The organism is Rhodococcus sp. P4_E4, from assembly GCF_056401575.1.
On the sequence record NZ_JBFUJB010000011.1, the window covers coordinates 130380 to 153431 of the forward strand.

The following is a 23052-nucleotide window of genomic DNA, read 5'->3' on the forward strand; positions in this document are numbered from 1 at the left end:
GATGTCTCCTGTGAACCCAGCGCTCGCCGGCCGGGTGTTTCCCTCGTCTTCGTACCTTGTCGGGCGCGAGAAGATTCGCGAGTTCGCTCTGGCGGTGCGTTCGAGCAATCCCTTGCACCATGATGTCGGTGTCGCCAGAGAGGCCGGGTTCGTCGATGTCATCGCGCCGACAACATTCACAACCGTTGTCCAGCAACGAGCGATCATGGCACTGTTGCGCACGCCAGATACTGGGCTCGATCCGACTCGTGTGGTGCATACTTCCGAGAAGATCGAGCATCAGCGTCCGATAGTCGCCGGCGATGACCTGTCTACGACACTGACGATTACAGGGGTGACAGTGCGAGCAGGCAGTGCGATCCTGTCGACAGTTTCCGAGATTCACGACGTGACCGACGCTTTGGTTGCGACGGTCACCTCGACCCTGCTGGCGCGAGGAGAAGGCGCATGACCGTACCCGTCGTGCCGGTTTTCGAAAACCTCGTCCTTGGTGACATCGTCGTGAAGGTTGATCTGGTCCTCACTCGTGATGACCTAGTTCGCTACGCCGGTGCCTCCGGCGACATGAACCCGATCCATTTCAATGACGCAATCGCTGCTGCGGCTGGGCTACCGGGAGTTCTGGCGCACGGAATGCTCACTGCCGGAATTGCTTTGCAGGCCATCGTCGACTGGGTTGGTGACCCGAGCGGTGTGATCTCGTATGAAACTCGCTTTACTCGACCCGTCGTAGTCGATGCCGTCGATGGTGCTGATCTCTCCATCGCTGCGAAGATCGCGCGGATCGACTCCACAACGCGGACTGTGCGTATCGATGTCACCGTCATGCACAAGGGCCAGACGGTTCTGGGAAAGACCCAGGCGCACCTTCAGTTCCCGGGCGCCTGACAGGATTGCGGGCTGTCACTGGTCACATCGGGACCTACGCATCCGGGCGGGAGATCAACTGCATTGTGGCGCAGCACTACCGGAAAGACACCAACAGCTTGTCCGACGCTTGCATCGGTGCGTATCCGTCGGCGATGACGCGCCGACAGCCGTCGATCTCGACGGTGAGTAATCGTTCCTCGTTCGTAGGACGGTCCACGTAGATCGTCGACGCCACCTCGGTGGCCACCGCGTCACAGTCGGGAGCGGGTGAAAGTCCGTCGAAGGTTTCCGTCGTAGACGATGTGCCTACGAATTCGGTGGCGGAGAATCGGCAGAAAACGCTGCCCGCCGACAGCGACGTCAGCGCCGCGGTACCTGTTGTGGCTGGTCGGTAGGCCGGCCGACAATGCGACAGTTCGTAGATCTGGTCGTCGGACAACGCTATTCGGTGTTCGGTACTGCCGACCGGTGTCAGTTCCTTGATGGCGGCCAGGCCACCGGGTTTCGGCAGTCCACACGAATCGGAGGGATACCCCGGCCGAGTTGCTCGGCCTCGATCGTCGACCAACCAGAATTGGTCCAGGACAGCCAGGCTGTAGTTGTCACCGCAGCCTTCGGGGAACCAAGTCTTGTGCGCGGACGAGCGGTTCAGCATTTCCACCGCCCGACTGAAATCGCCCTCCCAACGATGAGCAGAGAAGCTGACGGTTCGGTCGGCTGCCACGTTGTCGCTGACAAACGGGTCGCACGTGACTGCGGCGACGGGTACGAAATCGTCTGGAACCGTCGCCGTTGATGTCGTCTGGAGCGGGCCGATCGGATACGGGGTCGCGCACCCCAGCGTCTCGGCGTCGACTATTACGGCAACTGGTCGATCGGGGATGGTCACGTGCCAAATGCCGGCAACAGCGAGGATGACGATCACGACTGCGAACCAACGCCAGAGCATGAGCCCACCGTATCGTTCCCGATGTACGCCGAGCGGGAACAGGCCTAGTCCTCCGTTAACCGCCGAAGTCCTCGCATCCAAATTGAGTGGATCCGGGTCGCGGCTCGCAGATATGGTCCACTGGTGACGCATCCGAATGGTCGAAACGACAGACCGATCCTGGTGATTGGTGCCGGTGTCGTCGGCGCGTCGATCGCGTATCACCTGGCGCGCGTTGGTCTCCGAGTCACCGTGCTGGAGCACGGCTCGGTGGCCGGAGGGGTGACCGGCAACTCCTTTGCCTGGGTCGGCCTCTCGAAGAGTGCCGCAGAAACTTACTCAGATCCGTTCCGGCAAGGCGCTGCAGTCGAATTCGACCGCATGGAGCGCGAACTCGTCGAGCCAATCGGTTTGCGCCGCAGAGGCGCGATCACCTGGGAAGAGACGGAAGCGGAGACTCGAGCGTTCGTAGATGCTCATCGAGCACTCGGCCATCCCGTCGACCTCATCGGTAAAGAGGAAATCCTTGCTCGTGAGCCGGGATTGCGGACGGCCCCCTCGGTCGCAGCGTACGCGCCTGATGACGGTGGCGTTGACCCGGTTGCGTTCGCTCGATCGCTCCTGCGAGGTGCCGAAGAGTGCGGTGCCACAGTGTATTCCGATGTCAGTGCGCGCGGGGTGCTCACGGAGGGCATGAGAGTGTACGGAGTAATGACTGCCGACGGTCCCGTCTACGGATCGGCCACCGTGCTCGCTGCGGGTACCGCGATCCCTGGACTCGCGGCGTCGGCGGGAGTCGACGTCGAGGTCGACGCCTCCCCGTGTTGCCTCATCAGATTCTCGACGCCCCACCCATTGGTGAACGGAATACTGTCCTCTCCGGATTTCGAGATCCGGCAATTGGACGACACGACACTGATTGCGGCTGAAGATGTTCCGGCCGGGTTCTCCGGAGATGCTCGTGAGCTTGCGGGGCCGACGCTGCACGCGATCCGCAGTCAACTCGAGGACGGTGACCAAGTGGAACTGATCGAGGCGGTAGTCGCTGACCGTCCCATCCCGCGTGGTGGCCGCCCGCTGCTGGGCTTCGCCGAAGGCGTGTCGGGGCTCTATCTGGCCGCGACGCATCCGGCGATCATTCTGGCCGGAGCAATTGGAGCCCACGTGGCCGGGGACTTCGCCCGAGCGTCGAGCCTGGACGGTTAGACGACGATGCCGGAGCCCGGTTCGACAAGGTCGAGCCGATATTGCGGTTCCTAGTTCTCTCTAGGACACGCGCTAGAGAGCGGGATATTCGTCTACTCGGCTTGTACCGTCGATGGGCATGGACCCCGTGCGCAATCCGTATGCCCCCGGTGCCGGTCAACGCCCGCCGGAACTCGCCGGGCGCGACAAGCAGATCGACGCCTTCGACGTCGTTCTCGAGCGAATTGCGCGTGGCCGCCCGGAACGAAGTGTTGTCCTCACCGGCTTGCGTGGCGTCGGCAAGACCGTCCTGCTCAATCAGTTGCGCTCGGCCGCGATCTCCCGAAGTTGGGGGACCGGCAAGATCGAGGCGCGCCCCGATCAGGATTTACGACGCCCACTCTCGTCAGCGCTCCACATGGCAGTCCGAGAGATCGCGGTCTCCCATCGCGATCCGGAGCGGGTCGAGCAGTTCCTCGGAGTCCTCAAATCGTTTGCCCTACGCGCCACTGCGGACAAGGGAATGCGCGAGCGCTGGCAACCAGGCATCGACGCACCCGCGATCAAAGGCCGGGCAGACAGCGGCGACATCGAGATCGACCTGGTCGAGTTGCTGCTCGACGCGTCGTCGCTGGCCAGGGATGTCGGCGTCGGGATCGCAATCTTCATCGACGAGATGCAGGACCTCGCTGCCGCGGATGTCTCGGCGATCTGCGGGGCCTGCCACGAGTTGAGTCAGGACGCGGCACCGTTGATCGTCGTCGGGGCGGGGCTTCCGCATCTGCCTGCTGTGCTGTCGGCGTCGAAAAGCTACTCGGAGCGCCTGTTCAGCTACCACCGGATCGACCGCCTCGAGCGTGAAGCTGCAGATCAGGCACTGATTGCGCCTGCTGAGCGTGAGGACGTCGAGTTCACCGAATCCGCGCTCGATGCCCTCTACGAAGCGGCTGACGGGTACCCGTACTTCGTTCAGGCCTACGGAAAGGCCACGTGGGATGTGGCGGCGTCGAGTCCGATCACGGCAGAAGACGTGCGCGTCGGCGCGCCGACGGCTGAGGAAGAACTCGCTGTCGGCTTCTTCGGATCACGGTACGAGCGAGCAACGCCCGCGGAGCGTGAGTACATGCGCGCCATGGCCGATCTCGCCGGTGACGACGGACCCGTCGCAACCGCGAAGATCGCCGTCGAGTTGGGGCGCAAGCCGGCTTCCCTGTCGCCGGCACGCGATGGACTGATCAAGAAGGGACTGATTTATTCGGCAGAACGTGGGTCCATCGGATTCACGGTCCCGCACTTCGGCCGATACCTGCGCGGACAAGCGGAGTGAACGCGCTCGAAACCGCGTGGGATCGGGTGGCGGCGCTCAGTCCCAATCCGCCGGCGTGGGTGGTTCAACTGGCCGCGTTGATCGCCGTGATCATCGTTCTCGAACCACACCTGTGGCGGATCGCCCGCAACGTCGTCACCATCGCACACGAGGGCGCTCATCTGATCGTCGCCGTCCTGGTCGGTCGACGGCTGAAAGGTCTTCGCCTGCATTCGGATACGTCGGGTGTCGCGATTTCGTCGGGCAAACCGACCGGCTTCGGCGTCATTCTGATGACGTTCGCGGGGTACGTCGGACCGTCGATTCTCGGACTCGGCGCGGCCGGGTTGTTGGGCGCGCAGCGTGCGGTCTCGGTGTTGTGGATCGGCGTATTCGTGATCGCGGTGATGATGGTTCTGATCCGAAACCTCTACGGAGTCTTCTCACTTGCCGTGGTGGGAGCCGTGTTGTTCGGACTCGTCTGGTGGGGGACCCAGGAGCAGCAGGTGGCTGCTGCCTACTTCTTGACGCTCTTCCTGCTCTTTGCCGGACCGCGCCCGGTCGTGGAACTTCAACGGCAGCGAATGCGGCGAGGCGGGGCACCGGACTCGGACGCCGACCAATTGGCCAGGCTCTCACCGATACCCGCGATCGTCTGGGTCGGTTTGTTTCTGCTCGTGAACGTCGCGGTGCTCGTGCTCGGCGGATGGTGGATCCTGCGCCCGGTGGGTGGCTGACCGCATTGATCAGTTGTCCTGACGGGACAATGGATCAACGATTATTGATGCTCCGCGGACGTAGTCATCGCGTGAAGGCGCTCATATCGTGGAAGTCGACGAGTGGTCGCGCCGGGACTTCCCGCGGCCACACCCGCAGCGACGAAGACCGTCGACGATGACAAGGATTCGTTTTGGACGACAAGAACTTCCGCGGACGAACCGCGATCATGTCCGGGGGAAGCCGTGGCATCGGACTTGCCATCGCCCGTGCGATAGCGCGCCGCGGCGGAAATATCGTGTTGCTCGCCAAGACCGATACGCCTGACCCCCGGTTGCCCGGAACAATCCACACGGCTGTGGACGAGTTGAACGAGCTTGGGGGTCATGCCGTTCCCGTCGTCGGTGACGTGAGGAACGACGACGACATCACGCACGCCGTCGATGCAGCGGTAGGGCACTTCGGCGGTATCGACATCGTGGTCAACAACGCGAGCGTCCTCGACATTTCGAAAACCGAAGACCTCGCGATGAAGCGATTCGATCTGATGCAGCAGGTCAACGTCCGTGGCACCTTCGCGCTCACCCGAGCGTGCCTTCCGCACCTTCGGGTTTCGGCCAACGCGCACGTATTGACGCTGTCGCCACCGCTCAACTTTTCGCCGCACTGGTTGGGTGCTCATCCGGGCTACATGCTGGCCAAATACGGAATGACATTGGCGGCCTTGGGTATCGCCGCGGAGTATTCAGGTGCACCGATTTCGAGTAATTGTCTGTGGCCGGAGACCATGATCGCCACGGCGGCCGTCGGAAACCTGCTCGGGGGAGACGAAAGTATCGATCACTCGCGTTCACCCGAGATCATGGCTGATGCGGCTATCGAGATTCTCGGACGTCCCGCCGGCACGGATACCGGTCGCACGGTGCTCGACGTCGATGTCCTGCGCGAGGCGGGGATTTCGGACTTCTCGCAGTACGGCGGTCAGTCACCGTTGGCGATCGACATCTTCGTCGACGCTCCAATTTCGTGATCTCGGGCGATCTACAGGTATCTAGCCAAATCGCTAGATACCTGTAGATCTTCCTCACGCCACCTCGTGCTCGCCGCCCGGGGCAACCTTCTGAAGTCCGCGATATGCGTCGCTGGCACTTTGGCGACCGCCGATGACGGCCTCGACCTCCGCGGCAATCGGCATGTCGACGCCGTATTCGCGAGCCAGATCCATGACGGTAGGGGCAGTTTTTACTCCCTCGGCGACCTGACCGAGCTTGGCGACAGCCTCCTCGACGGTCAATCCCTGCGCCAGAGCTTCGCCGACGCGACGATTGCGAGAAGTCGGAGCCATGCAGGTGGCGATCAAATCGCCGACGCCCGTCAAGCCGGCAAAGGTGCGTGGGTTGGCGCCCATCGCTTCACCGAGTCGGGTCATTTCGGCGAGACCGCGTGCGAGCACCATCGCGCGAGTGTTGTCACCGACTCCCAGACCGTCGGCCATGCCCGAGGCGATGGCAACGATGTTCTTGAGGATGCCGCCGAGTTCACAACCGAGCACGTCGGTGTTGCGGTAGACGCGGAAGACCGACGACGCGAACAGGGGTTGCAGCGCGGCGGCGACGCGATCGTCCTGGGTGGCCACGACCGATGCCGCGGCCATGCCGTCGACGATTTCTTTGGCGATGTTGGGGCCCGCGAGCAGTCCGACGGGATGGCCGGGCAGGCACTCGGCGATCACTTCGGTGGGGCGCTGCCGGGTGCCGGGCTCGAGGCCCTTGGACAGTGACAACACCGGGACCCACGCCCGAACCTCGTTGGCGATCTCGGCGAGGGTGGCGCGAACGGCGTGCGAAGGCACCCCACATACGAGTACGTCCGCTTCACGAGCGGCTTCGACCAGATCCGAGGTTGCCTTGAGTCCCTTGGGAAGTTTGCGCTCACCAAGGTATTTGGAGTTGGTCCGTTGCGAATTGATCTCGTCGGCCGCTTCGGAATTTCGTGCCCACAGCAGGGTGGGAGTGTTGCGGGCAGCGAGGCCGGCCACCGTGGTTCCCCACGATCCGGCACCGAGGACGACGACGCGTACCGGGCGGGCCATCAGAGTGCGCTGTTCTGGGTAGCGAGTGCTGTCATGGCGCCAAGCGTTCCACTTGCGGAGCAGTTGCGGGCCAATTCCGGCGAGTCTGTGGCTCGACTTACAGATGAGGCGGCGGTTCGGGGCTTTCGCGCATTGTTTCGACCGCTTCTGCGGATTCCGCGACGATCGAGCGCATCGCGGTTTCTGCAGCGTCGGCGTCGCCGGACTGAATGGCTGATGCGACCACTCCGTGCAGGTGAATCGCTTCGGGGTCGGCTTCGTGGGGCATCAAGGAGTGGCGTGTGCGGCCTTCGAGTATCTCGACGACGATCTGCGACATCGCCCGCAGCATCGGGTTACCGGAGGCGGCGAGCAGGGTGCGGTGGAAGTCGGAGTCATGGCCGAGATAGGCACCGGTATCGGCAGCGCGAGAGGTAGCTGACATGCCGATGACGGCTGCGGTCAGAGCGCCGCACTGGTCGGGTGTTGCGCGAGTTGCGGCCAGTCGCGCCGCCAGGGGCTCGATACCGGAACGGAGTTCACTCAGGATCGAAAGCTGCTCGAACCGATCAGGACCGGCCAGTTGCCAGCGGATGACATTGGGGTCGAGCGAGTTCCAGTGTTCGGAGCCCAGGATGGTGATTCCGACGCGTCGACGAACCGAAGCCAATCCGAGAGATTCGAGAACGCGGACAACTTCGCGGATGACGGTTCGCGACACGTCGTAGCGCGTTGCCACCTCGTCGGCGGAGATCGTGGTTCCCGGGGGGAGCACACCACCGACTATGTCTTGGCCGAGCTGTTCCAGCATCGAGTCGTGTAACTGCTGAAACGGGACAGAAGGCATACGTAGATCGTCCCATGCGTATGGAGTAAGCCCGGTGCAAGGCGAATAAATACTACAAATTAGTGTCTGCTCTTGAAATTGTAGGTTAATTAAGGAACAGTGACCTCAATCACTCATCGGACTGGGAGTCCCTATGAACACCACAGCATTGCTGGCGGCCGAGGTCGTCCCCGCTGGTAGCGACGCACGATTGATCATCGCTGCAGTCGCCGGCGTCGCGGTCATCATCGCGCTGATCACCTGGCTCGACCTGCATCCCTTCCTCGCGCTGTCCATCGGCGCGGTAGGTGTCGGTCTGGCGGCCGGCCTCGGTTCGGCAGAGTCGGTTGCAGCATTCGCCACCGGTTTCGGATCGACCATGGGAAGCGTCGGAATCCTGATCGGTTTCGGCGCGATGTTCGGCAAACTCCTCGCCGATTCCGGTGGTGCCGACCGAATCGTCGACACACTGGTCGGCCGCTCCAGCACCAAGGCACTCCCGTGGACCATGGCTCTGGTCGGCGCTGTCATCGGTCTGCCGATGTTCTTCGAGATCGGTCTCGTTCTGTTGATGCCGGTCATCATCCTCGTCGCGCGGCGATCCGGATTGTCCCTGATGCGCATCGCGATCCCCACCCTCGCCGGCCTCTCGGCCATGCACGGGTTGGTTCCCCCGCACCCAGGGCCGCTGGTTGCAGTCTCGGCATTGAACGCAAACCTCGGCCTCACGCTCGCGCTCGGTGTCCTCGTCGCGATCCCCACTGTTGTTCTCGCCGGTCCGGTCTTCAGCAAGTACGCAGCGCGGTGGGTCGACGTGAAGGTTCCGGATCTCTTTGTCACAGGCGAAGATCGAGGTGAAGAAGAGAAGCAGCAGCGCCCTTCGTTTGCGGCGACTCTCGCAGCGATCCTCCTCCCGGTTGTTCTCATGCTGGGCAAGGCATTCGCCGACGTGATCGCACCCGATTCCGAGGCACTCCCCAAATCCGTCCTCGACTTCCTCGGAACACCCGTTGTGGCTTTGGGTCTCGCGGTTCTGGTCGGAATGGTGCTGCTGGGTCGCGGCGGCGGAATGGACCGCAAGGCCATCTCGAAGTCACTCGAGAGTTCCCTACCTCCCATCGCAGGCATCTTGTTGATCGTCGGCGCCGGTGGCGGTTTCAAGCAGGTCCTGATCGACACCGGTATCGCCGGAGTGATCGCCGACGCGATCAAGGGCAGCAGCCTTCCCGTGCTGTTCCTGGCCTGGCTGGTAGCGGTATTGATCCGCGTCGCAACGGGTTCGGCAACGGTGGCAACGGTGACGGCGTCGGGCATCCTCGCTCCGGTTGCGGCCGACCTCTCGTCCGCACATGTCTCGCTGATGGTCTTGGCGATCGGTGCGGGCTCGCTCTTCCTCTCGCACGTCAACGACGCCGGATTCTGGTTGGTGAAGGAGTATCTGGGCGTCAGCGTGGTACAGAACCTCAAGACCTGGACCGTGATGGAATGCATCATCTCGGTATCGGGTCTGGCCGGAGTGCTCGTGTTGAGCGCATTCATCTAGGTAGGCGAGCACATGAACAGCGAAGCGGCACAGCAGAAGCAGTATCCCGTGCTCGTCCTGATGGGTGTCTCGGGTTCGGGAAAGTCGACGGTCGGCGGCATGCTCGCCGGAGCGATGGGCTGGGACCTTCAAGAAGGCGACGATCTGCACCCGCAGGCGAACATCGACAAGATGGCGACCGGGCATCCGCTGAACGACGACGATCGCTGGCCCTGGCTCGACAAGATCGCCGTCTGGATCAAGAGCCATACCGACGCCGGTCAGCCGGGCATCGTCACGTGTTCGGCACTCAAGCGCAGCTACCGCGACGTCCTTCGCGGTGAGCACGTCGTATTCGTGCACCTCGCCGGTTCGCGGGATCAGATCGGCCAGCGATTGACCGCCCGCCTCGATCACTACATGCCCGCCTCGCTCCTCGACTCCCAGATCTCGACACTCGAGGCAGTCGACCCGGACGAGCAAGCCATTGTCGTCGACGTGGGCGGGAGTCCCGCCAAGATCGCGGAGGAGATCCTGCGACGGGTGGAGACGTTCGAGTACTGAGCATGCCAGGCGTGTAAGCACCCGCGGTTCGGGTTACGGTGCATGGGTGACTGCTGCTGCTCAGACGGCCTGATCGTGACCGACTTCGACTTCCACAGCGTCTGGACGCTCCAGGCCTCTGCCGACCGCGTCTACGCCGTTCTCGCGGACGCCGAGCGGTATTCGCAGTGGTGGCCTCAGATACGCCGAGTCCGGGCGACCGACGAGCACTCGGGCTCCATGGCCATCCGCAGCGCTGTCCCTCTGACGCTGCTGGTCTTCGGGCGACGCGAGGTCGAAGACCCCGTTGCCCGACGTCTGCAAGTGCGTCTCTCCGGGGCAATGACCGGGTGGAGTAGCTGGGTGGTACGCCCCGCTGAATCTGGCTGCGTCGCCGACTTTCGGCAACAAGTAGCGGTGTTCGGAGCGCTCGGTCTGGCCTCGAAGATCGCGAAGCCGGTATTCGAGTGGAATCATGAAGCGATGATGCGTGGCGGGCACCGCGGACTCTCCGCGTATCTCTCCCGGCCGTGATTGCGAGCCGAACTTGCACATACTCGAGTAATTCATGCCTACCCGTCGTGTCGTGTTGACGCAGCGTCAGTTATCGTTCACAACAGCAGTCGACAAGTATGTGTAACTCACATGCACAAAACGTCTTGACCTGGGAGGACGCTATGCGGACGCGAGATTCGACGGTATGGCATTGGAACGTGAGTCCCCGAGCGCGGGTTATCTTCTGTCTGACCAGGACGTTCGTGAAGCCGATGTTCACCCTCTGGCCGACCACCGAACGCGGCATCCGCCAACTCGAGCGACTCGACGCGATGGCGGACAAACTGCCGAAGCCGAAGAACCTCGACATCGAGCCTTTCACGCTTGGTGGTGTGCCAAGCGAGAAGGTGCAGCATCCACGCAAAGCGCAGGGCGAGTTGGCCGGAGCCACGATCCTCTACTTCCACGGTGGTGGGTTCGTCTTCTGCGGTCTGGCAACGCACCGCGCGCTGTGCGGTTTGCTCTCGGCGAAGGCCGGAGTGCCGGTGATCTCCGTGCGCTACCGTCAGCTGCCGGAAGGTTCCATCGGCACCTCCGTCAAGGATGCGATGGCCGCGTACACCGCGTTGCTCGAGACAGCGGAAGACCCGAACAAGATTGTGCTTGCCGGTGATTCGGCGGGCGGTTACCTGGCCATGAAGGTCGCCGAAATTGCCGCACTGCGCGGAATCACGCGGCCCGCTGCCGTGGTGGGATATTCCCCTCTTCTCAACGTGAACCTCGAGGACCACGATCCCGATTTCATGAAACGCGATGCCTACCTACCGATGTCACAGGTCGAAAAGCTCAAGGACCGGTGGCTGGAGGGTCCGGACGAGATTCCTGGTGCGCAGTCTCCGATCAACGCCGACGCCAGTCTGATTCCGCCGTCGTTCCTGGTGTCCGCCGAATACGAACTGATGCGTCCGGACGTCGAGATCATGACCGAAAACCTGATCAAGGCAGGACAAGCCGTCGAAACGCACATCTGGAGTGGGCAGATCCATGCTTTCCCGGTGATCGGCAAAGCTCTTCGGGAGGGTAAGGCGATCGTTGATCTCACGGTCAAGTTCCTCGAGCGAACGATGGCCTCGCAGAACCAGATCAGCGCCTGAGGTGTTTGTCAGCCGATCGACGTGAGTGTTGCGTAGTCGTCGTTGTCGAGAACGCCCTCGACGACTGCGCGAACTTCCGAGGCATGCAACGTGATCGAACCGCCGTGGTTGTCGAGGAAGGCGGTATCCGCGGCGTCTCGCCCGGTCGAGATCCGCACAAGATTGCTGCGCGGCGCCAATTGCGTTGCATCGACCACGCGCCACACGTTGTCGATACTGGCTTCGACGACGGCGTGAAAATCCATCGGATCGCAGCCCGGCGCGTAGACGGCCACCAAGCGCGCGGGAATCCCCACGGCGCGTAATAGTGAGATGGTCAGGTGCGAGTAGTCGCGGCACACTCCGGCGCCTGCCAGTAAGGTGTCCACCGCACTGTCGGTGCCGCGGCTGGTGCCGGGAACATAACTCAAATGTGTACTCACCCAGCGCGTGACTTCGAGGAGGAGTTCGGCCGGGGGAGTGGCGAGATCGAATTGCCCGGCGACAAAACCGAAGAACTTGTCGGCCTCGGCATATCGACTGGGGCGCAGATATTTCGACACGTCGTAGTCGCTGACCGACGCCGGTTCTGCGCGGCCGATGACGGTTGCATCGTAGCTGACGATCAGTTTGCCTGGGGCACAGTCGAGTAGGTGAATCCGGGTGCCGTGTTCGGCGATGACCTCACGGGGTTCGATCGGATTGCCGTCATGGACGAACGACATCGTTTCCAGCAGTTCGACACCCGGCGCGCGCGTCACCGCGATCTTGAACTCCAGATTGGTCGCCTCGTCGATCTCGATGTCGAGCAGGGCGGCGACGGTACGTTTCATCGGATCATCTTTACACCGAATTCGGACACCCACCACCTGGGAGGATTGTGACAGTGCGATCAGGCTTCGGGATAGTCGACGTCGACGCCGCTGCTGAGGTCGCTGCACTCCACCAACTCCACGCCGTGTTCGCGTAGATAGGTGTTGGCGCCGCCGTCCCCGGTGAGTGACTCTGCAAGCGTCGGCCAATGGTCGCGTCCGATCAGGACAGGATGGCCGGGCCTTCCGTGAAAGACAGCTCTTCGCAGTATGTTTCGTGATGGGATGCCCTGACCCGCGATTCGCGTCACGGTGTCGGTGTTCAGGTCCGGGACGTCGACCAGGGAGATCGCTGCCGCCTCGGCACCCTCGATCTGCATGGCTGCCTCGAGTCCGCAGCGTAGTGATGCGCTCATTCCCCGTTTCCAATCCGATTTCACCACAATGACATCGGTGGTGGGCAGCAGTTCGACGGCGTCCTCGGCCTGTGCGCCGAGAACCACGATGACCGGTGAGAGTCCGGCGGACTGCAGCGTCGCCACCCCGTGGCGAAGCCAAGGCTGGCCGTCCGTGCCCGTAACGAGAGCTTTCGGTTTGCCCATGCGGGATCCGGCCCCGGCAGCCAGCAGGATCCCGCACGTCGACATGATTATGCTCCGGTGACCCGCGGGCGCAGCCACTCGATCAGATCGTTCAGAACCTCTTCCTGCTCAGGCTCATTGAAGATCTCGTGATACAAGCCCTCGTACACCTTCAAGGTGACGTCCGAAGAACCGGCCAACTCTGCTACGAGCTTGCTGCCGGCGGGGTCCGTCAATCGGTCGTCCGAGCCGTGTTGAAGCAGTACTGGAATGGTGAGCGATGGCAGGCGCGCCGGGAAGCCTTCCGCGGCGGTGATCATGCCGCGCGCAATTCCAGCAGGAACCTTGCCGTGGTGAACCAGCGGGTCGGCGTTGTACTTGTCGACGACCTTCTGATCACGAGATACGGCAGCCGCTTCCAGGTTTTCGACAGGCACGTCGGGGAGGTACTTGCCGACGATCTTGCCCAACTGCATCACGATCTTCGGAGTGCCGGTTGCGATGATCACAGCAGGTCCGGACAGGGCGAGTGCTTTGAGATCGGCCTGATGGTCGAGGGCATAAGAAAGTGCGATTGCGCCTCCCATACTGTGGCCGAGCAGGAACTTGTCCTTGCCGGGATGTGCCGCCGCCACGATCGAGAACAACGTGTGGACGTCGTCGGTGAAGTCGGAGAATTCCTTCAGGTGAACGCGCTTGCCGCCAGAGCGTCCGTGTCCGCGATGGTCGGGTGCGTACACGATGAGCCCGAGTTCCCCGAGCCGCGCAGCAACATGGTCGTAGCGCCTCGCGTGTTCGCCGAGTCCGTGGCACAGGACAAGAACCCCGGTGGGTTCGCGGTCCGGTGTCCACACGTCGTAGACGATCTTGGTGCCGGCTACTCCGGTGAACGACGACTCTTCGTGCTGCATTGTTGCGCCCTCTCTGCGACCGGTTCCGGTACGCGGATTCTCACATGCTATTCGCCCCGTGGGCAGGGCGCGGGTGTTCAGGGTGTGAGGTCGTCGAGGAAACTTCGACACTTGTTTGTTACGGCTGGTTACATTAACTTAGGGGCGTGACCGGACAAACCGTTGATCGTTCCGACCCTGTTCCAGCCACCCGCTCGCGCCGATTGTGGCGACCCGCGGTTCGGGCCTTGCTGGACGGCGCGCTACCGCTGATCGACAAGCGAATGGCGGAATCGGTACGCCCGTTCGATCGGCCCGAGATGATGCGTCCGCACCTGGCTTCGCGGAAGTTCGCGTGGACGCACTACGGGATCTTCGTTCCCCGGCTGCCAGGGCCTTTCCGTTACCTCAACATCATGACGTTGATCGGTGCAACCGGGACGGTGGTGTTCGACAACGACTATCTCGCTGCACCCGACGCGCGAAACACCGCAACCGTGCTGAGTTCTACCGCAGCGCCGGGGCATCACTTCTATCGGGCGTACGACGCTGCCGATGAGTGTGCGTTCGAAGAAGATGGTTCGCGAATCGCCTTCGGTGACAACCTGATCATCGAGAACAGCTATCCGAAGTTCCGTGTCACCGGACGATACGACTCTTTCGACGTCGATCTCGAGATCGTGGCATCAGATCAAGCGTCGTGGTTCGTGCGCAATCCCGTCTACGACCACGTCAGTCTGCTGGCGCAGTGTTCCGGAACGATTTCGAGTCCGGATGGACCGGTGAGTATTTCGGCTCCGTGCACCGTCGAATACGCGCGGTGCATGACACCGCAATCGTTGACCCGCCGCGCCCTTCCCGAGTCCTGGAAACTCCCGGCCGACTTCTTCACCTACCAGATCGTTCAGCTCGACGACCGGCATCAGTTGTTGCTCAACGATGTTCGAGCGTCAGGGGTTACGGCTTGCAAGCTCGCCTACATTCGGACTGTTGACGGCAGTGCGAAGGTCTTCGACGACGTGGTGTTCGACGTACTCGAGTACGCCGACACATTGCATGTCGACCCGGAGGGACGTGAGATGCGTGTGCCGCGCGTACTACGTTGGCAGGTACGCGATTACGGCAGGACGATCGTGGAGTTCGAGGCCGAGATCGACTCGGAGTGGCGCTACGGCCACGGTAAGGGGTACGTCGGCGCGTACACCTACCGGGGAAGTTTCGACGGTGCGTCGATCAACGGCACCGGTTACATCGAATGGGTGGACTGCGAAGCCTAAGGCCCCTAGTGTGTATCGGTGCCTTTCGTCGACCCTGCCGAGCTGACGGTTCGTCCGCAGAAGATCCTTGTCGCGGGGACCTCGGGCGCCGGAAAGACGACTCTCGCCGGTCGAATCGGTCGGCTTCTCGAGATCGAACACACCGAGTTGGACTCTCTCTTCCACGGGCCCGACTGGATTCCGCTCGAGAGTTTCGAACCCGAAGTACGACGCTTTTCCAGCGAGCCGGCCTGGGTGACCGAGTGGCAGTACGGTGCGGTGCGTCGGCTACTGGCCGAGCGTGCGGACCTGATGCTGTGGTTGGATCTGCCTCGGCGGACGGTGATGCGCCAGGTGATCACACGAACCGTGCGTCGGCGATTGCAGCGAGAGGTGTTGTGGAACCGCAATATGGAGCCGCCACTGCACACCATTCTGTTCGATCCGGATCATGTGGTTCGGTGGGCCTGGCGAAGCGACGGACGCAACGCGGAGCGAATGGCCACGGTCTTGGTCGATGTGCCGTCGTTGCCGATAGTTCGGCTGCGCAGTCGAGAAGGGATCGAGGCTGTGCTCGAAGTTCTCGGTCGTCTGCCCTCAGATCGTCTGAGCTAGGCGAAATCCCAGGTCGTCGATAGCAAACGTCGGGTGGCTTCGTCTCCGTACGGTAGCGCCGCAACCGCGTTCACTTTCGGCCCAACTGCCGCCGCGGAAGATCCGGTACGTGCCGTACACCTCGGGGTCGTAGAGATCCCAGCACCATTCCCAGACATTGCCGATCATGTCGAACAAGCCCCAATTGTTGGGCGCCTTCATCCCGACGTCATGTGCCCGTCCCCCTGAATTGTCGCTGTACCAGGCAATCTCGTCGATTTCGCCGTAGCGGTAGCCGGAGGTGCCGGCTTTGCACGCGTACTGCCACTCGGCCTCGGTGGCGAGCCGGTAGCCAGTTGCCGCCCGGTCCCACCGCGGAGAATCGGTGTCGACGTCTTGATATGCGGGTGTCAGACCGTCCGCGACTGACAGCGAGTTGCAGGTTGCGATGACGTCTTTCCACGAAAGGTCGACCGCGGGTTTGCTCGAATCGCCCGACGAATTTCCGTGAAGCAGTGCCCTGGTGGTGAGATGGCGTGCGAGGCGGAAGGATTCGACTTTCGAGGTCCATGCAGTGCCTTTGCGGTCGTCCCGAAGGTGCACCTCGCCGGCAGGGATCTCGATCATCAACTCCGCTGCTCCGGTCATACGTCCATCATCGCAGAAGCTCGGTTGCTCACCCGGGGAGACGCTCGAACGCTGCTTGTGGATCAAGGCCGGTGCGCATGCGCCATGCGGTCAGCGCAAGCCCGAGACACACCACCTGTGCCGGATCGTCGAGGGAAACACCCATCAGCTTCTCGATGCGCGTGAGCCGTGCATAAAGCGACTGACGCCGGATGCCGAGGAAATCCGCGGTTCTCGCCTTGCCGCCCCGATGTGCGAGGTACGCGTCGAGTGTTCGGACGAGGTCGGCGGAATGTGCTGTGTCGTAGGCGATCAGCGAACCGAGTTGCTCCGTGACGAACGAGGACAGGGAAGCGGGCGTCGTGCCGGCGGCGAGGAGTCGTTGGACGCCGACGTCCCTCGCGAGGATCACGCCGGTCCGGGTGCCGAAGCGTCGCGCGATCTGGACGACCTCGCGAGCTTGCGCGACCGCCGCCCCGACGCCGGACAGATCCTCGGCCGGCGTCGCAACTCCGAGCGTGCGTACTGCGGAACCGCCCGGCCCGCGGCGTAGCAGCTCGTCGGCTTCGGTGAAGGTGGCCCGAACTCGTGCCGGGGATGCGGACGCCCACCCGTGCGCGAGCACGATGACGTGATTGGCCGCAGTCCCGACGACGCAGGAACCGAGCACGGCCCGCACGGCGTCGCGTACTTGGTCAGCGAGCTCTCGAACCGGCGTTTGCCGATCGACGTCGACAGCGGCGACGAGGACATGGTGCCCCTCCGACAACGGCGTCCACCCGGCCGCTGTCAGTCGCTCGGACAAGTCGCCGTGTGATGTGAGCACACCGCCCACCACGTCGGTGATCACCGATTGCGCGAGTGACTGTCGTGGGCCGACATCGCCGTGACGTCCGAGTTCCAGCGCCACGGCGACGGCGGCGCAGTTTGCGACGGCGGTTCGACGTGTGGTTGCGCGCCCGCACAAGACAAGTCGACCGAGCGAGTTCGTCGGGCCGCGTACGTCGTGGATCGTGCGCTCGGTCTCGGATCGCTCTGCGCCGGTTGTGCTGCGCTCGACGGTTCTGCCATCCGCGTCGAGCAGATCGACGGCGCACCCCGCGAGTCGTGACACCTTGTCGAGCAGCGCGGTCATGCCCTGGCCTGCGACCACGAGACTCAGAAGTTCTTGCCAGACAGGCTCGCCCGCTTGCGCCGAACCGAGAGTGCGGCGGAGCATCAGGTCGTGAAAGTCTTCGACCATCCGCTCGAAGGGCACTACCGCGTGCAGGGCCAAGAACGCGAGCCCGCGTCGGCGCGATGCTTCGACGAGTTCGGGAGGGGCCGTGAGGAACGAGCGACCGACTTCCATCGCGAGCGCGACGCATCCTGCGTCCGCCAACTGGTCGATGTAGGCGGTGAGCTGCTCGGGAGACCGCCCGTGCAGACCGAGGCCCGTGGTCAGAAGGACCTCACCTCCGGACAGCAGCCCACCCATCTCGTACACCTCGGAAGAATGGACCCAGCGAACCACCGCGGTATCGACGTCGCCCGCGAGCACCTCGATTGCGGCGGCCTTGAACGAGGGCATCGCAAGAACTTGTCGCAGAGTCGGAAGCATTTCTATATCGTCCGCCGAGGGGGCACTTCGTCATAGAGCTAGTTCTGCCGAACTGACAGGTTGTCCCTTGTCGGGCTGTTACCACCGTGGTCGGATTGTGACACGAGCCACAATCGACGATTTTGGTCAGACTCCAGGAGCGCACATGAATCACCCGGCACACACCGATGAGTATTTTCTCGGACTTGCGATCGAACAGGCGAAGATCGGTTGGGAGGAGGGCGGCGTGCCGATCGGCGCGGCGCTGATTCACCGCGGCGAGGTTCTCGCAGTCGGACGTAACCGTCGGGTCCAGATGAACAGCCCCATCCGTCACGGAGAGACCGACTGCATCGAGCGTGCCGGACGACTGCCGGCCTCGGTGTATCGCGAGTGTGTCCTCTACACGACTTTGTCGCCGTGCTTCATGTGCGCCGGAACGGCGCGCCTGTACGAGATCCCTCGAATCGTGGTCGGCGAAAATCGTTCCTTCGAAGCGTCGGAAGAATGGTTGCGCAGCAGCGGAATTCAGGTCGACGTCGTCGACGACGCGGAGTGTGTGGCACTGATGGACCGCATGCTGACCGAGCGCCCGAGCCTGTGGCTCGAAGACATCGGCGAAGTTGTATGAGCAGCGCCGTCGAACCTGCCACGGTCGCAGGCGATTCGGAGAGCGCAGGCCCTCCGGTCGACCCGGACTATCCCGTTAGTCCGGTTCCGCTTCATGCACGAAAGCCGTTCTTCTCACTCGCGGTGGTGTTGTTGGGGTTCACCATCTTCACACCGACGATGTTGGCCGGAGCAGCGCTCGGTACCGCGTTCTCGTTCTGGAAACTGATGGTGGTGATCGCCGCCGGATCCGCCATCTTGGGGGTGTACGTCGCCATGATGGGGTTCGTCGGCGCCCGAACCGGACTCACAACAGTTGTGATGGCGCGCTACAGTTTCGGCACTCGCGGGTCCAAGCTCGCTTCGATCCTGCTGGGCGGTACCCAGATCGGCTGGTACGGAGTGATCATCGGCACGATCGGCGATCTCACCGCGCAGGCATTGGGCTGGGATTCCTATCTCGCGCGAGCGTCGGTGATGATCGCGGCGAGCATCTTGATGTGCATCACTGCCTGCTACGGCTACCGCGGAATGTATTGGGTCTCGCTCGTCTCGACGCCCTTGATTCTGGCGTTGGCCTGCTGGGTCGTGTTCCGGTCCCTCGAGGAAGTCGGTGGATTCTCCGGCCTGGTCTCGGTTCAACCACAGACGACCATGACGATCGCGCTCGCAATCACCACTGTGGTCGGCACATTTGTATCGGCGGGAACGCAAGCGCCCAACTGGACCAGGTTTGCCCGTTCCGGATCACAAGCGGTGTGGGCCTGCGTTATCGGGTTCCTGCTCGGAAACGGATTGATGATCCTGTTCGGTGCCATCGGAGCCATCACGTTCCACGAGGGTGACTTCGTGCTGATTCTCTACAACCTCGGGCTTGTCGGCTGGGGTCTGGTCTTGCTGTTCGGAAACCTCTGGAAGAGCAACGCAGACACCGCATACGCCTTCGGGGTGGCCGGCGCCGAATTGTTCAGAAAGCCCCGCAAGACCCCGTTCGTCATCGGTGGGTGTGTGATCGGCACGGCGCTCGCCCTGACCGGTGTGCACAACCATCTTGTCGACTATCTGAGCCTGCTCGGAACGTTCATCCCGCCATTGGGCGGCGTGATCATCGCGGACTTCCTGTGCCGGTGGCGGCGCGGCATTCCCGAGGGATACACCCCGCAGCCGGTCCACTGGCGAAACCTCGCCGTCTATGCCGTCGCAGCGTTCCTCGCTTGGCTTTCCGGTGAGTTCGAGGTGGGAATCCCGCCGCTGATCGGAATCGTGGCAGCAATTGCTCTGACGATGTTCCTGCACAGGGTGTTTGGCAACAGCTCGGCAGATCGGGAGGTCTCGACCTCCACCGTCTGAATCGTGCTTCAGGCACCAGCGAGCCCCCGGTGGTTTCGACCCCGCCGGGGGCTCGCGTAATTGATGGAAAGGGCAGACGATTCCGTCTCAACCGTCAGCGTAGAACAGGCAGGTAAGGTGCCTCGATTCCCTGCTCTTCGAACGCAGTCAGCGCCGAGCGTGCAAATGCGCGCTGGACTGCCCACTGGCGCCCAGGCTTGACCTGCGCCGTCACTCGAATGGTAATTGCCTCGGCAGTAACCGAATTGACTCCCAGCATCTCCGGTTTGTCGATCATGTCCGCCCTGATCGGTTCGGACTCCGCCGCCTCGAGGACAGCTCGCGTCGCCACCTCGCACGCTTTGTGCACGTTCGCGTTGTGGGCGATCGGGAGATCGAGAACTGCAGTGGCGTAACCCTGACTCATGTTGCCCACTCGCAGGATTTCGCCATTGCGGCAGTACCACAAGGTGCCGTTGGCATCTCGAATCGTGGTGACACGCAGGCCCACTGTTTCGACGGTGCCGACCGCGTCACCGAGATCGACGACGTCGCCGACACCGTACTGATCCTCGAGCAACATGAAGATGCCGGAGAGGAAGTCACGCACCAGGTTTTGTGCACCGAAACCGATGGCAAGACCGATGACTCCGGCGGATGCGATGAACGGCGCGACGTTGATCCCGAGAATGCCGAGGATCTGCAGCACACACCAGACGAGGATGACGATGGACACCGTCGATTTGAGTACCGAACCGATGGTCCGGGCTCGCTGCGATCGGCGCTCGTTCACCTTGGCGTTCGGAGACTTGCGAGGCTTCGACATTCGATCGATCCCGCGGTGCAGTGCGAAGCGCAGAACGACTGCGAGCGCCACGTAGATCGCGATCTCGACGGGTCGGTGTATCAGCCAGTCTCGGTTGGTGTCGGTCAGTTCCCATGCTTGTATTTCGGAAATCATCCCCATGCATTCTACGGATTCCGGCCGATCCGGGCATCGTCGCAGGGCAGGCGGTCCAAAGCCGTACAGGCAGCTAGGCTTACGCCATGGCTGCGTTCACTGGCATACCCGTTGCTGCACTCGACTTCTACGAAGACCTGGAGGCTGACAACAGCAAGACCTGGTGGGCAGCGCACAAGGAGACGTACGACGAAGTGGTTCGTCGTCCGATGGCGTCGTTGACCGCGGCGTTGGAGGACGAATTCGGCACGGCAAAGCTCTTTCGGCCATATCGTGACGTTCGATTCTCGAAGGACAAGATCCCGTACAAGACGCACCAGGGAGCGTTCGTCGGTCTCGCCGAGAGCTGTGGCTACTACGTGCAGATCGACGCGGCAGGGTTGATGGTGGCCGGTGGTTTCTACGCCAGCAGTTCGGAGACCATCGCGCGTTATCGTGCGGCTGTCGACGACGACGTTCGAGGGCCGGAGCTCGAGAAGATCCTGGCCTCCGTCGAGAAGGCCGGATTCACGATCGGCGGCGACGAGCTCAAGACGGCGCCTCGCGGATACACGGTCGACCACCCGCGGATCGAATTGCTGCGTCACAAGTCGCTGACTGCTGGTCGTAGTTACCCAAGCCCGTCGTGGCTGGACAGCGCCAGGACATTGAAGGAAGTTCGCACAGCGTGGCGCGCACTGACGCCCTTGGTCGAATGGTCCGGACAGGTGCTCGGACCGAACTGACCGTCCGACAGAAAAGTGTGACGTAGCCGTAGGAGAGTTCACCTCGAGTTCATCGAAACTCGAGACGCCTGGGGCTAGCGTGGTGTGTGTAACCGAAAGTTTCGGCCCCGCTTCGAGTCGCAGCGCCGCAGTTCGAAGCCATTTTCTCTCGATCGACATCGTGAACAACCCGTGTCAGTGGAGACCATCATGGCTATGTTTCTCGCTCTCGTCCTGATCATCTCGGTCCTCGGAATCGTCGGCACCTACCTCGCGTTCAGTGCGGTCTACTTCGTCGAGATGCGCAAACTCGACAAGTAAGGGGTGCGAATTGGCCTGATTCGACTATTTCTGGGCCGATCGCGACGACCCTCCCTGAGTACGCTGTTAGGGCATCCTTATCCGCTCGCAACAGTGGATGATTCATTTCTTCTGGAGGTTCGACGCGCATGCCCGCTCAATCCACGCTCTTGCTTCCCGGGGGCTACTCCGACAACCGCCTCGTTTCGGACCTCACACGTCGGCAGTTCGGCTTCGGTGCCGGAATCGTCGGACTGGGCGCGTTCCTGGCAGCCTGCGGTGACAGCGGGAGCAGTTCGGGTGAAACCGAAATGCGTTCTGTGACGACACCTCTCGGTACCTACGACATTCCCGTCAATCCGAAGAGGGTTGTCGCGATCGACTCACGGCTCGACCTGGAACCTGCTGTAGCGCTGGAACTTCCGCTCGTCGGTTACACGTACGCCCAGGCGACACCGTGGGTGCCTATCGATTCGTCGGTGCCGTTCCTGTCGGAGATCCCCAACCGCGAACAGATCTTGGCACTCGAGCCCGACCTGATCGTGTGCCTCAACTACGAGAGCGAGTGGTGGCCGGTCGCCGAGATGTCCACCATCGCACCGGTTCTGACGACCGAGTTCACCGACGACTGGCGTACAAACCTCTCGCGGCTGTCGGGCTGGCTCGGTCGAACGGCCACACTCGATCGATTGACGCTCGACTACGACAATCTGATTTCCGACATCCGCAGTCGTCATGCCGAGAAGATTGCGTCCAAAACCGTTGCCAGTGTCTCGTTCATGCCAGACACGAACACGCTGTACGTCACGAGCATCCGTACGTCCGAGAAGGGCGACAAGCCCAGCGACATGACGCTCGGCGACATCGGTGGCAAAACTGCCACGTCGGAGGGCCTCGATCCCGAGGGCGGCGTCAGCCTCGAAGGCCTCGATGTGCTGGCCGGCGTCGACGGCTTCATGATCACCGAAAACGAGGACAGTGCCGCGTTCCAGGCATTGGTGGCGAGCAAGCTGTGGCAGCGACTCCCGGCAGTGCAGGCTGGCAACGTCACCAGTCTGGGTGGCTCCACGTTCTACGGTTCGATCTACACGATTTCGTACGTGGCACAGGGTTGGGATGCCCTGTACAACAAGATCAGCTGAAGCCTCTGCCGATCGGACCGATGAGTTTCGGTAACGCGGGCGGTCTAATCAGGTAGGCATTGACCAAACCTG

Annotated in this window: 25 protein-coding genes; 16 read left to right on the top strand and 9 right to left on the bottom strand. The window is 62.4% G+C overall.

Features of this window, described 5'->3' with window-relative positions; genetic code table 11:
• Nucleotide 1 precedes the first annotated feature (1 nt).
• Together AC1DVN_RS14005 and AC1DVN_RS14010 are read left to right on the top strand one after the other, a co-directional pair.
• The gene (locus AC1DVN_RS14005) at nucleotides 2–451 is read left to right on the top strand and encodes an FAS1-like dehydratase domain-containing protein (RefSeq protein ID WP_019745537.1); all 450 of its coding nucleotides are present in this window, start codon (nucleotides 2–4) and stop codon (nucleotides 449–451) included.
• Nucleotides 448–888: a MaoC/PaaZ C-terminal domain-containing protein gene (locus AC1DVN_RS14010; protein WP_336503731.1), complete on the top strand. Its 441-nt coding sequence runs from the start codon at nucleotides 448–450 to the stop codon at nucleotides 886–888. Before AC1DVN_RS14005 ends, AC1DVN_RS14010 begins: the two co-directional genes overlap by 4 nt.
• A gap of 76 nt (nucleotides 889–964) precedes the next feature.
• On the opposite strand, the gene AC1DVN_RS14015 is transcribed toward AC1DVN_RS14010, so the two are convergent.
• Entirely contained in the window at nucleotides 965–1819 is an 855-nt protein-coding gene (locus tag AC1DVN_RS14015) for a hypothetical protein (protein WP_387403277.1), read from the bottom strand.
• 123 nt (nucleotides 1820–1942) lie between these two features.
• On the opposite strand from AC1DVN_RS14015, the gene AC1DVN_RS14020 reads away from it, so the two are divergent.
• The 4 genes from AC1DVN_RS14020 (at nucleotide 1943) to AC1DVN_RS14035 (ending at nucleotide 6036) form a co-directional block, all read left to right on the top strand.
• Entirely contained in the window at nucleotides 1943–3004 is a 1062-nt protein-coding gene (locus tag AC1DVN_RS14020; protein WP_477993932.1) for an NAD(P)/FAD-dependent oxidoreductase, read from the top strand.
• A 118-nt stretch (nucleotides 3005–3122) separates the two neighbouring features.
• Nucleotides 3123–4310 (top strand): ATP-binding protein, encoded by a 1188-nt coding sequence (locus AC1DVN_RS14025; RefSeq protein ID WP_256062791.1) that lies wholly within the window; start codon nucleotides 3123–3125, stop codon nucleotides 4308–4310.
• Nucleotides 4307–5026, top strand: a complete 720-nt coding sequence (locus AC1DVN_RS14030; RefSeq protein ID WP_003940327.1) for a M50 family metallopeptidase — start codon at nucleotides 4307–4309, stop codon at nucleotides 5024–5026. The genes AC1DVN_RS14025 and AC1DVN_RS14030 overlap by 4 nt, the downstream gene beginning before the upstream one ends.
• A gap of 173 nt (nucleotides 5027–5199) precedes the next feature.
• Nucleotides 5200–6036: an SDR family oxidoreductase gene (locus AC1DVN_RS14035; protein WP_477993933.1), complete on the top strand. Its 837-nt coding sequence runs from the start codon at nucleotides 5200–5202 to the stop codon at nucleotides 6034–6036.
• 54 nt (nucleotides 6037–6090) lie between these two features.
• Here AC1DVN_RS14035 and AC1DVN_RS14040 read toward each other — a convergent pair whose 3' ends face one another.
• Together AC1DVN_RS14040 and AC1DVN_RS14045 are read right to left on the bottom strand one after the other, a co-directional pair.
• Nucleotides 6091–7098 (bottom strand): NAD(P)H-dependent glycerol-3-phosphate dehydrogenase, encoded by a 1008-nt coding sequence (locus AC1DVN_RS14040; protein WP_019745531.1) that lies wholly within the window; start codon nucleotides 7096–7098, stop codon nucleotides 6091–6093.
• Nucleotides 7099–7195: 97 nt separating this feature from the next.
• Complete coding sequence (locus tag AC1DVN_RS14045; RefSeq protein WP_042953057.1) at nucleotides 7196–7924, bottom strand: FadR/GntR family transcriptional regulator; 729 nt, start codon at nucleotides 7922–7924, stop codon at nucleotides 7196–7198.
• A gap of 133 nt (nucleotides 7925–8057) precedes the next feature.
• Here AC1DVN_RS14045 and AC1DVN_RS14050 point away from each other — a divergent pair, with 133 nt between their 5' ends.
• From AC1DVN_RS14050 to AC1DVN_RS14065, 4 genes are all read left to right on the top strand, one after another.
• A complete protein-coding gene (locus tag AC1DVN_RS14050; protein WP_019745529.1) occupies nucleotides 8058–9446 on the top strand; it encodes a GntP family permease in 1389 nt (462 codons plus the stop codon).
• Between the two features lie 12 nt (nucleotides 9447–9458).
• Nucleotides 9459–9989 (top strand): gluconokinase, encoded by a 531-nt coding sequence (locus AC1DVN_RS14055; protein WP_020909302.1) that lies wholly within the window; start codon nucleotides 9459–9461, stop codon nucleotides 9987–9989.
• 75 nt (nucleotides 9990–10064) lie between these two features.
• The gene (locus AC1DVN_RS14060; protein ID WP_031333817.1) at nucleotides 10065–10502 is read left to right on the top strand and encodes an SRPBCC family protein; all 438 of its coding nucleotides are present in this window, start codon (nucleotides 10065–10067) and stop codon (nucleotides 10500–10502) included.
• Nucleotides 10503–10645: 143 nt separating this feature from the next.
• Nucleotides 10646–11617 carry an alpha/beta hydrolase gene (locus AC1DVN_RS14065; RefSeq protein WP_041815310.1) on the top strand — a complete coding sequence of 324 codons (972 nt, stop codon included), beginning with the start codon at nucleotides 10646–10648 and terminating at the stop codon, nucleotides 11615–11617.
• A gap of 8 nt (nucleotides 11618–11625) precedes the next feature.
• On the opposite strand, the gene AC1DVN_RS14070 is transcribed toward AC1DVN_RS14065, so the two are convergent.
• The 3 genes from AC1DVN_RS14070 to AC1DVN_RS14080 are packed head-to-tail and all read right to left on the bottom strand — an operon-like array spanning nucleotide 11626 to nucleotide 13900.
• Complete coding sequence (locus AC1DVN_RS14070; RefSeq protein WP_070795608.1) at nucleotides 11626–12429, bottom strand: transglutaminase-like domain-containing protein; 804 nt, start codon at nucleotides 12427–12429, stop codon at nucleotides 11626–11628.
• Between the two features lie 59 nt (nucleotides 12430–12488).
• Nucleotides 12489–13055: a nucleotidyltransferase family protein gene (locus AC1DVN_RS14075; protein ID WP_141488314.1), complete on the bottom strand. Its 567-nt coding sequence runs from the start codon at nucleotides 13053–13055 to the stop codon at nucleotides 12489–12491.
• 2 nt (nucleotides 13056–13057) lie between these two features.
• A complete protein-coding gene (locus tag AC1DVN_RS14080; protein WP_477993934.1) occupies nucleotides 13058–13900 on the bottom strand; it encodes a lysophospholipase in 843 nt (280 codons plus the stop codon).
• Nucleotides 13901–14046: 146 nt separating this feature from the next.
• Here AC1DVN_RS14080 and AC1DVN_RS14085 point away from each other — a divergent pair, with 146 nt between their 5' ends.
• Together AC1DVN_RS14085 and AC1DVN_RS14090 are read left to right on the top strand one after the other, a co-directional pair.
• Nucleotides 14047–15156 (top strand): DUF6670 family protein, encoded by a 1110-nt coding sequence (locus tag AC1DVN_RS14085; protein ID WP_477993935.1) that lies wholly within the window; start codon nucleotides 14047–14049, stop codon nucleotides 15154–15156.
• A gap of 18 nt (nucleotides 15157–15174) precedes the next feature.
• Nucleotides 15175–15750 carry a P-loop NTPase family protein gene (locus AC1DVN_RS14090; RefSeq protein ID WP_477993936.1) on the top strand — a complete coding sequence of 192 codons (576 nt, stop codon included), beginning with the start codon at nucleotides 15175–15177 and terminating at the stop codon, nucleotides 15748–15750.
• On the opposite strand, the gene AC1DVN_RS14095 is transcribed toward AC1DVN_RS14090, so the two are convergent.
• Both AC1DVN_RS14095 and AC1DVN_RS14100 read right to left on the bottom strand, forming a co-directional pair.
• A complete protein-coding gene (locus AC1DVN_RS14095) occupies nucleotides 15733–16377 on the bottom strand; it encodes a formylglycine-generating enzyme family protein (protein ID WP_251011342.1) in 645 nt (214 codons plus the stop codon). The two genes, AC1DVN_RS14090 and AC1DVN_RS14095, sit on opposite strands and share 18 nt — an antisense overlap.
• A gap of 28 nt (nucleotides 16378–16405) precedes the next feature.
• A complete protein-coding gene (locus AC1DVN_RS14100) occupies nucleotides 16406–17926 on the bottom strand; it encodes a PucR family transcriptional regulator (protein WP_235170408.1) in 1521 nt (506 codons plus the stop codon).
• Nucleotides 17927–18101: 175 nt separating this feature from the next.
• On the opposite strand from AC1DVN_RS14100, the gene AC1DVN_RS14105 reads away from it, so the two are divergent.
• Both AC1DVN_RS14105 and codB read left to right on the top strand, forming a co-directional pair.
• Entirely contained in the window at nucleotides 18102–18566 is a 465-nt protein-coding gene (locus tag AC1DVN_RS14105) for a nucleoside deaminase (protein ID WP_069145528.1), read from the top strand.
• Nucleotides 18563–19894: a cytosine permease gene (codB, locus tag AC1DVN_RS14110; RefSeq protein ID WP_069145529.1), complete on the top strand. Its 1332-nt coding sequence runs from the start codon at nucleotides 18563–18565 to the stop codon at nucleotides 19892–19894. The genes AC1DVN_RS14105 and codB overlap by 4 nt, the downstream gene beginning before the upstream one ends.
• A gap of 94 nt (nucleotides 19895–19988) precedes the next feature.
• On the opposite strand, the gene AC1DVN_RS14115 is transcribed toward codB, so the two are convergent.
• Complete coding sequence (locus AC1DVN_RS14115) at nucleotides 19989–20840, bottom strand: mechanosensitive ion channel family protein (RefSeq protein WP_020970954.1); 852 nt, start codon at nucleotides 20838–20840, stop codon at nucleotides 19989–19991.
• Between the two features lie 80 nt (nucleotides 20841–20920).
• Between AC1DVN_RS14115 and AC1DVN_RS14120 the strand changes: the two genes are divergently transcribed.
• Together AC1DVN_RS14120 and AC1DVN_RS14125 are read left to right on the top strand one after the other, a co-directional pair.
• Nucleotides 20921–21559 carry a DUF2461 domain-containing protein gene (locus AC1DVN_RS14120; protein WP_069145530.1) on the top strand — a complete coding sequence of 213 codons (639 nt, stop codon included), beginning with the start codon at nucleotides 20921–20923 and terminating at the stop codon, nucleotides 21557–21559.
• 428 nt (nucleotides 21560–21987) lie between these two features.
• A complete protein-coding gene (locus tag AC1DVN_RS14125; RefSeq protein WP_477993937.1) occupies nucleotides 21988–22980 on the top strand; it encodes an ABC transporter substrate-binding protein in 993 nt (330 codons plus the stop codon).
• The last annotated feature ends 72 nt before the right edge of the window (nucleotides 22981–23052 follow it).

Excerpts from the sequence above, each read along its gene's own strand:
- AC1DVN_RS14015 (WP_387403277.1), bottom strand. The coding sequence starts at position 1,819 with ATGCTCTGGCGTTGGTTCGCAGTCGTGATCGTCATCCTCGCTGTTGCC.
- codB (WP_069145529.1), top strand. The coding sequence starts at position 18,563 with ATGAGCAGCGCCGTCGAACCTGCCACGGTCGCAGGCGATTCGGAGAGC.
- AC1DVN_RS14075 (WP_141488314.1), bottom strand. The coding sequence starts at position 13,055 with ATGTCGACGTGCGGGATCCTGCTGGCTGCCGGGGCCGGATCCCGCATG.
- AC1DVN_RS14125 (WP_477993937.1), top strand. The coding sequence starts at position 21,988 with ATGCCCGCTCAATCCACGCTCTTGCTTCCCGGGGGCTACTCCGACAAC.
- AC1DVN_RS14080 (WP_477993934.1), bottom strand. The coding sequence starts at position 13,900 with ATGCAGCACGAAGAGTCGTCGTTCACCGGAGTAGCCGGCACCAAGATC.
- AC1DVN_RS14105 (WP_069145528.1), top strand. The coding sequence starts at position 18,102 with ATGAATCACCCGGCACACACCGATGAGTATTTTCTCGGACTTGCGATC.
- AC1DVN_RS14045 (WP_042953057.1), bottom strand. The coding sequence starts at position 7,924 with ATGCCTTCTGTCCCGTTTCAGCAGTTACACGACTCGATGCTGGAACAG.
- AC1DVN_RS14095 (WP_251011342.1), bottom strand. The coding sequence starts at position 16,377 with ATGACCGGAGCAGCGGAGTTGATGATCGAGATCCCTGCCGGCGAGGTG.
- AC1DVN_RS14100 (WP_235170408.1), bottom strand. The coding sequence starts at position 17,926 with ATGCCCTCGTTCAAGGCCGCCGCAATCGAGGTGCTCGCGGGCGACGTC.
- AC1DVN_RS14120 (WP_069145530.1), top strand. The coding sequence starts at position 20,921 with ATGGCTGCGTTCACTGGCATACCCGTTGCTGCACTCGACTTCTACGAA.
- AC1DVN_RS14050 (WP_019745529.1), top strand. The coding sequence starts at position 8,058 with ATGAACACCACAGCATTGCTGGCGGCCGAGGTCGTCCCCGCTGGTAGC.
- AC1DVN_RS14010 (WP_336503731.1), top strand. The coding sequence starts at position 448 with ATGACCGTACCCGTCGTGCCGGTTTTCGAAAACCTCGTCCTTGGTGAC.
- AC1DVN_RS14040 (WP_019745531.1), bottom strand. The coding sequence starts at position 7,098 with ATGGCCCGCCCGGTACGCGTCGTCGTCCTCGGTGCCGGATCGTGGGGA.
- AC1DVN_RS14065 (WP_041815310.1), top strand. The coding sequence starts at position 10,646 with ATGCGGACGCGAGATTCGACGGTATGGCATTGGAACGTGAGTCCCCGA.
- AC1DVN_RS14055 (WP_020909302.1), top strand. The coding sequence starts at position 9,459 with ATGAACAGCGAAGCGGCACAGCAGAAGCAGTATCCCGTGCTCGTCCTG.
- AC1DVN_RS14025 (WP_256062791.1), top strand. The coding sequence starts at position 3,123 with ATGGACCCCGTGCGCAATCCGTATGCCCCCGGTGCCGGTCAACGCCCG.
- AC1DVN_RS14070 (WP_070795608.1), bottom strand. The coding sequence starts at position 12,429 with ATGAAACGTACCGTCGCCGCCCTGCTCGACATCGAGATCGACGAGGCG.
- AC1DVN_RS14115 (WP_020970954.1), bottom strand. The coding sequence starts at position 20,840 with ATGGGGATGATTTCCGAAATACAAGCATGGGAACTGACCGACACCAAC.
- AC1DVN_RS14005 (WP_019745537.1), top strand. The coding sequence starts at position 2 with ATGTCTCCTGTGAACCCAGCGCTCGCCGGCCGGGTGTTTCCCTCGTCT.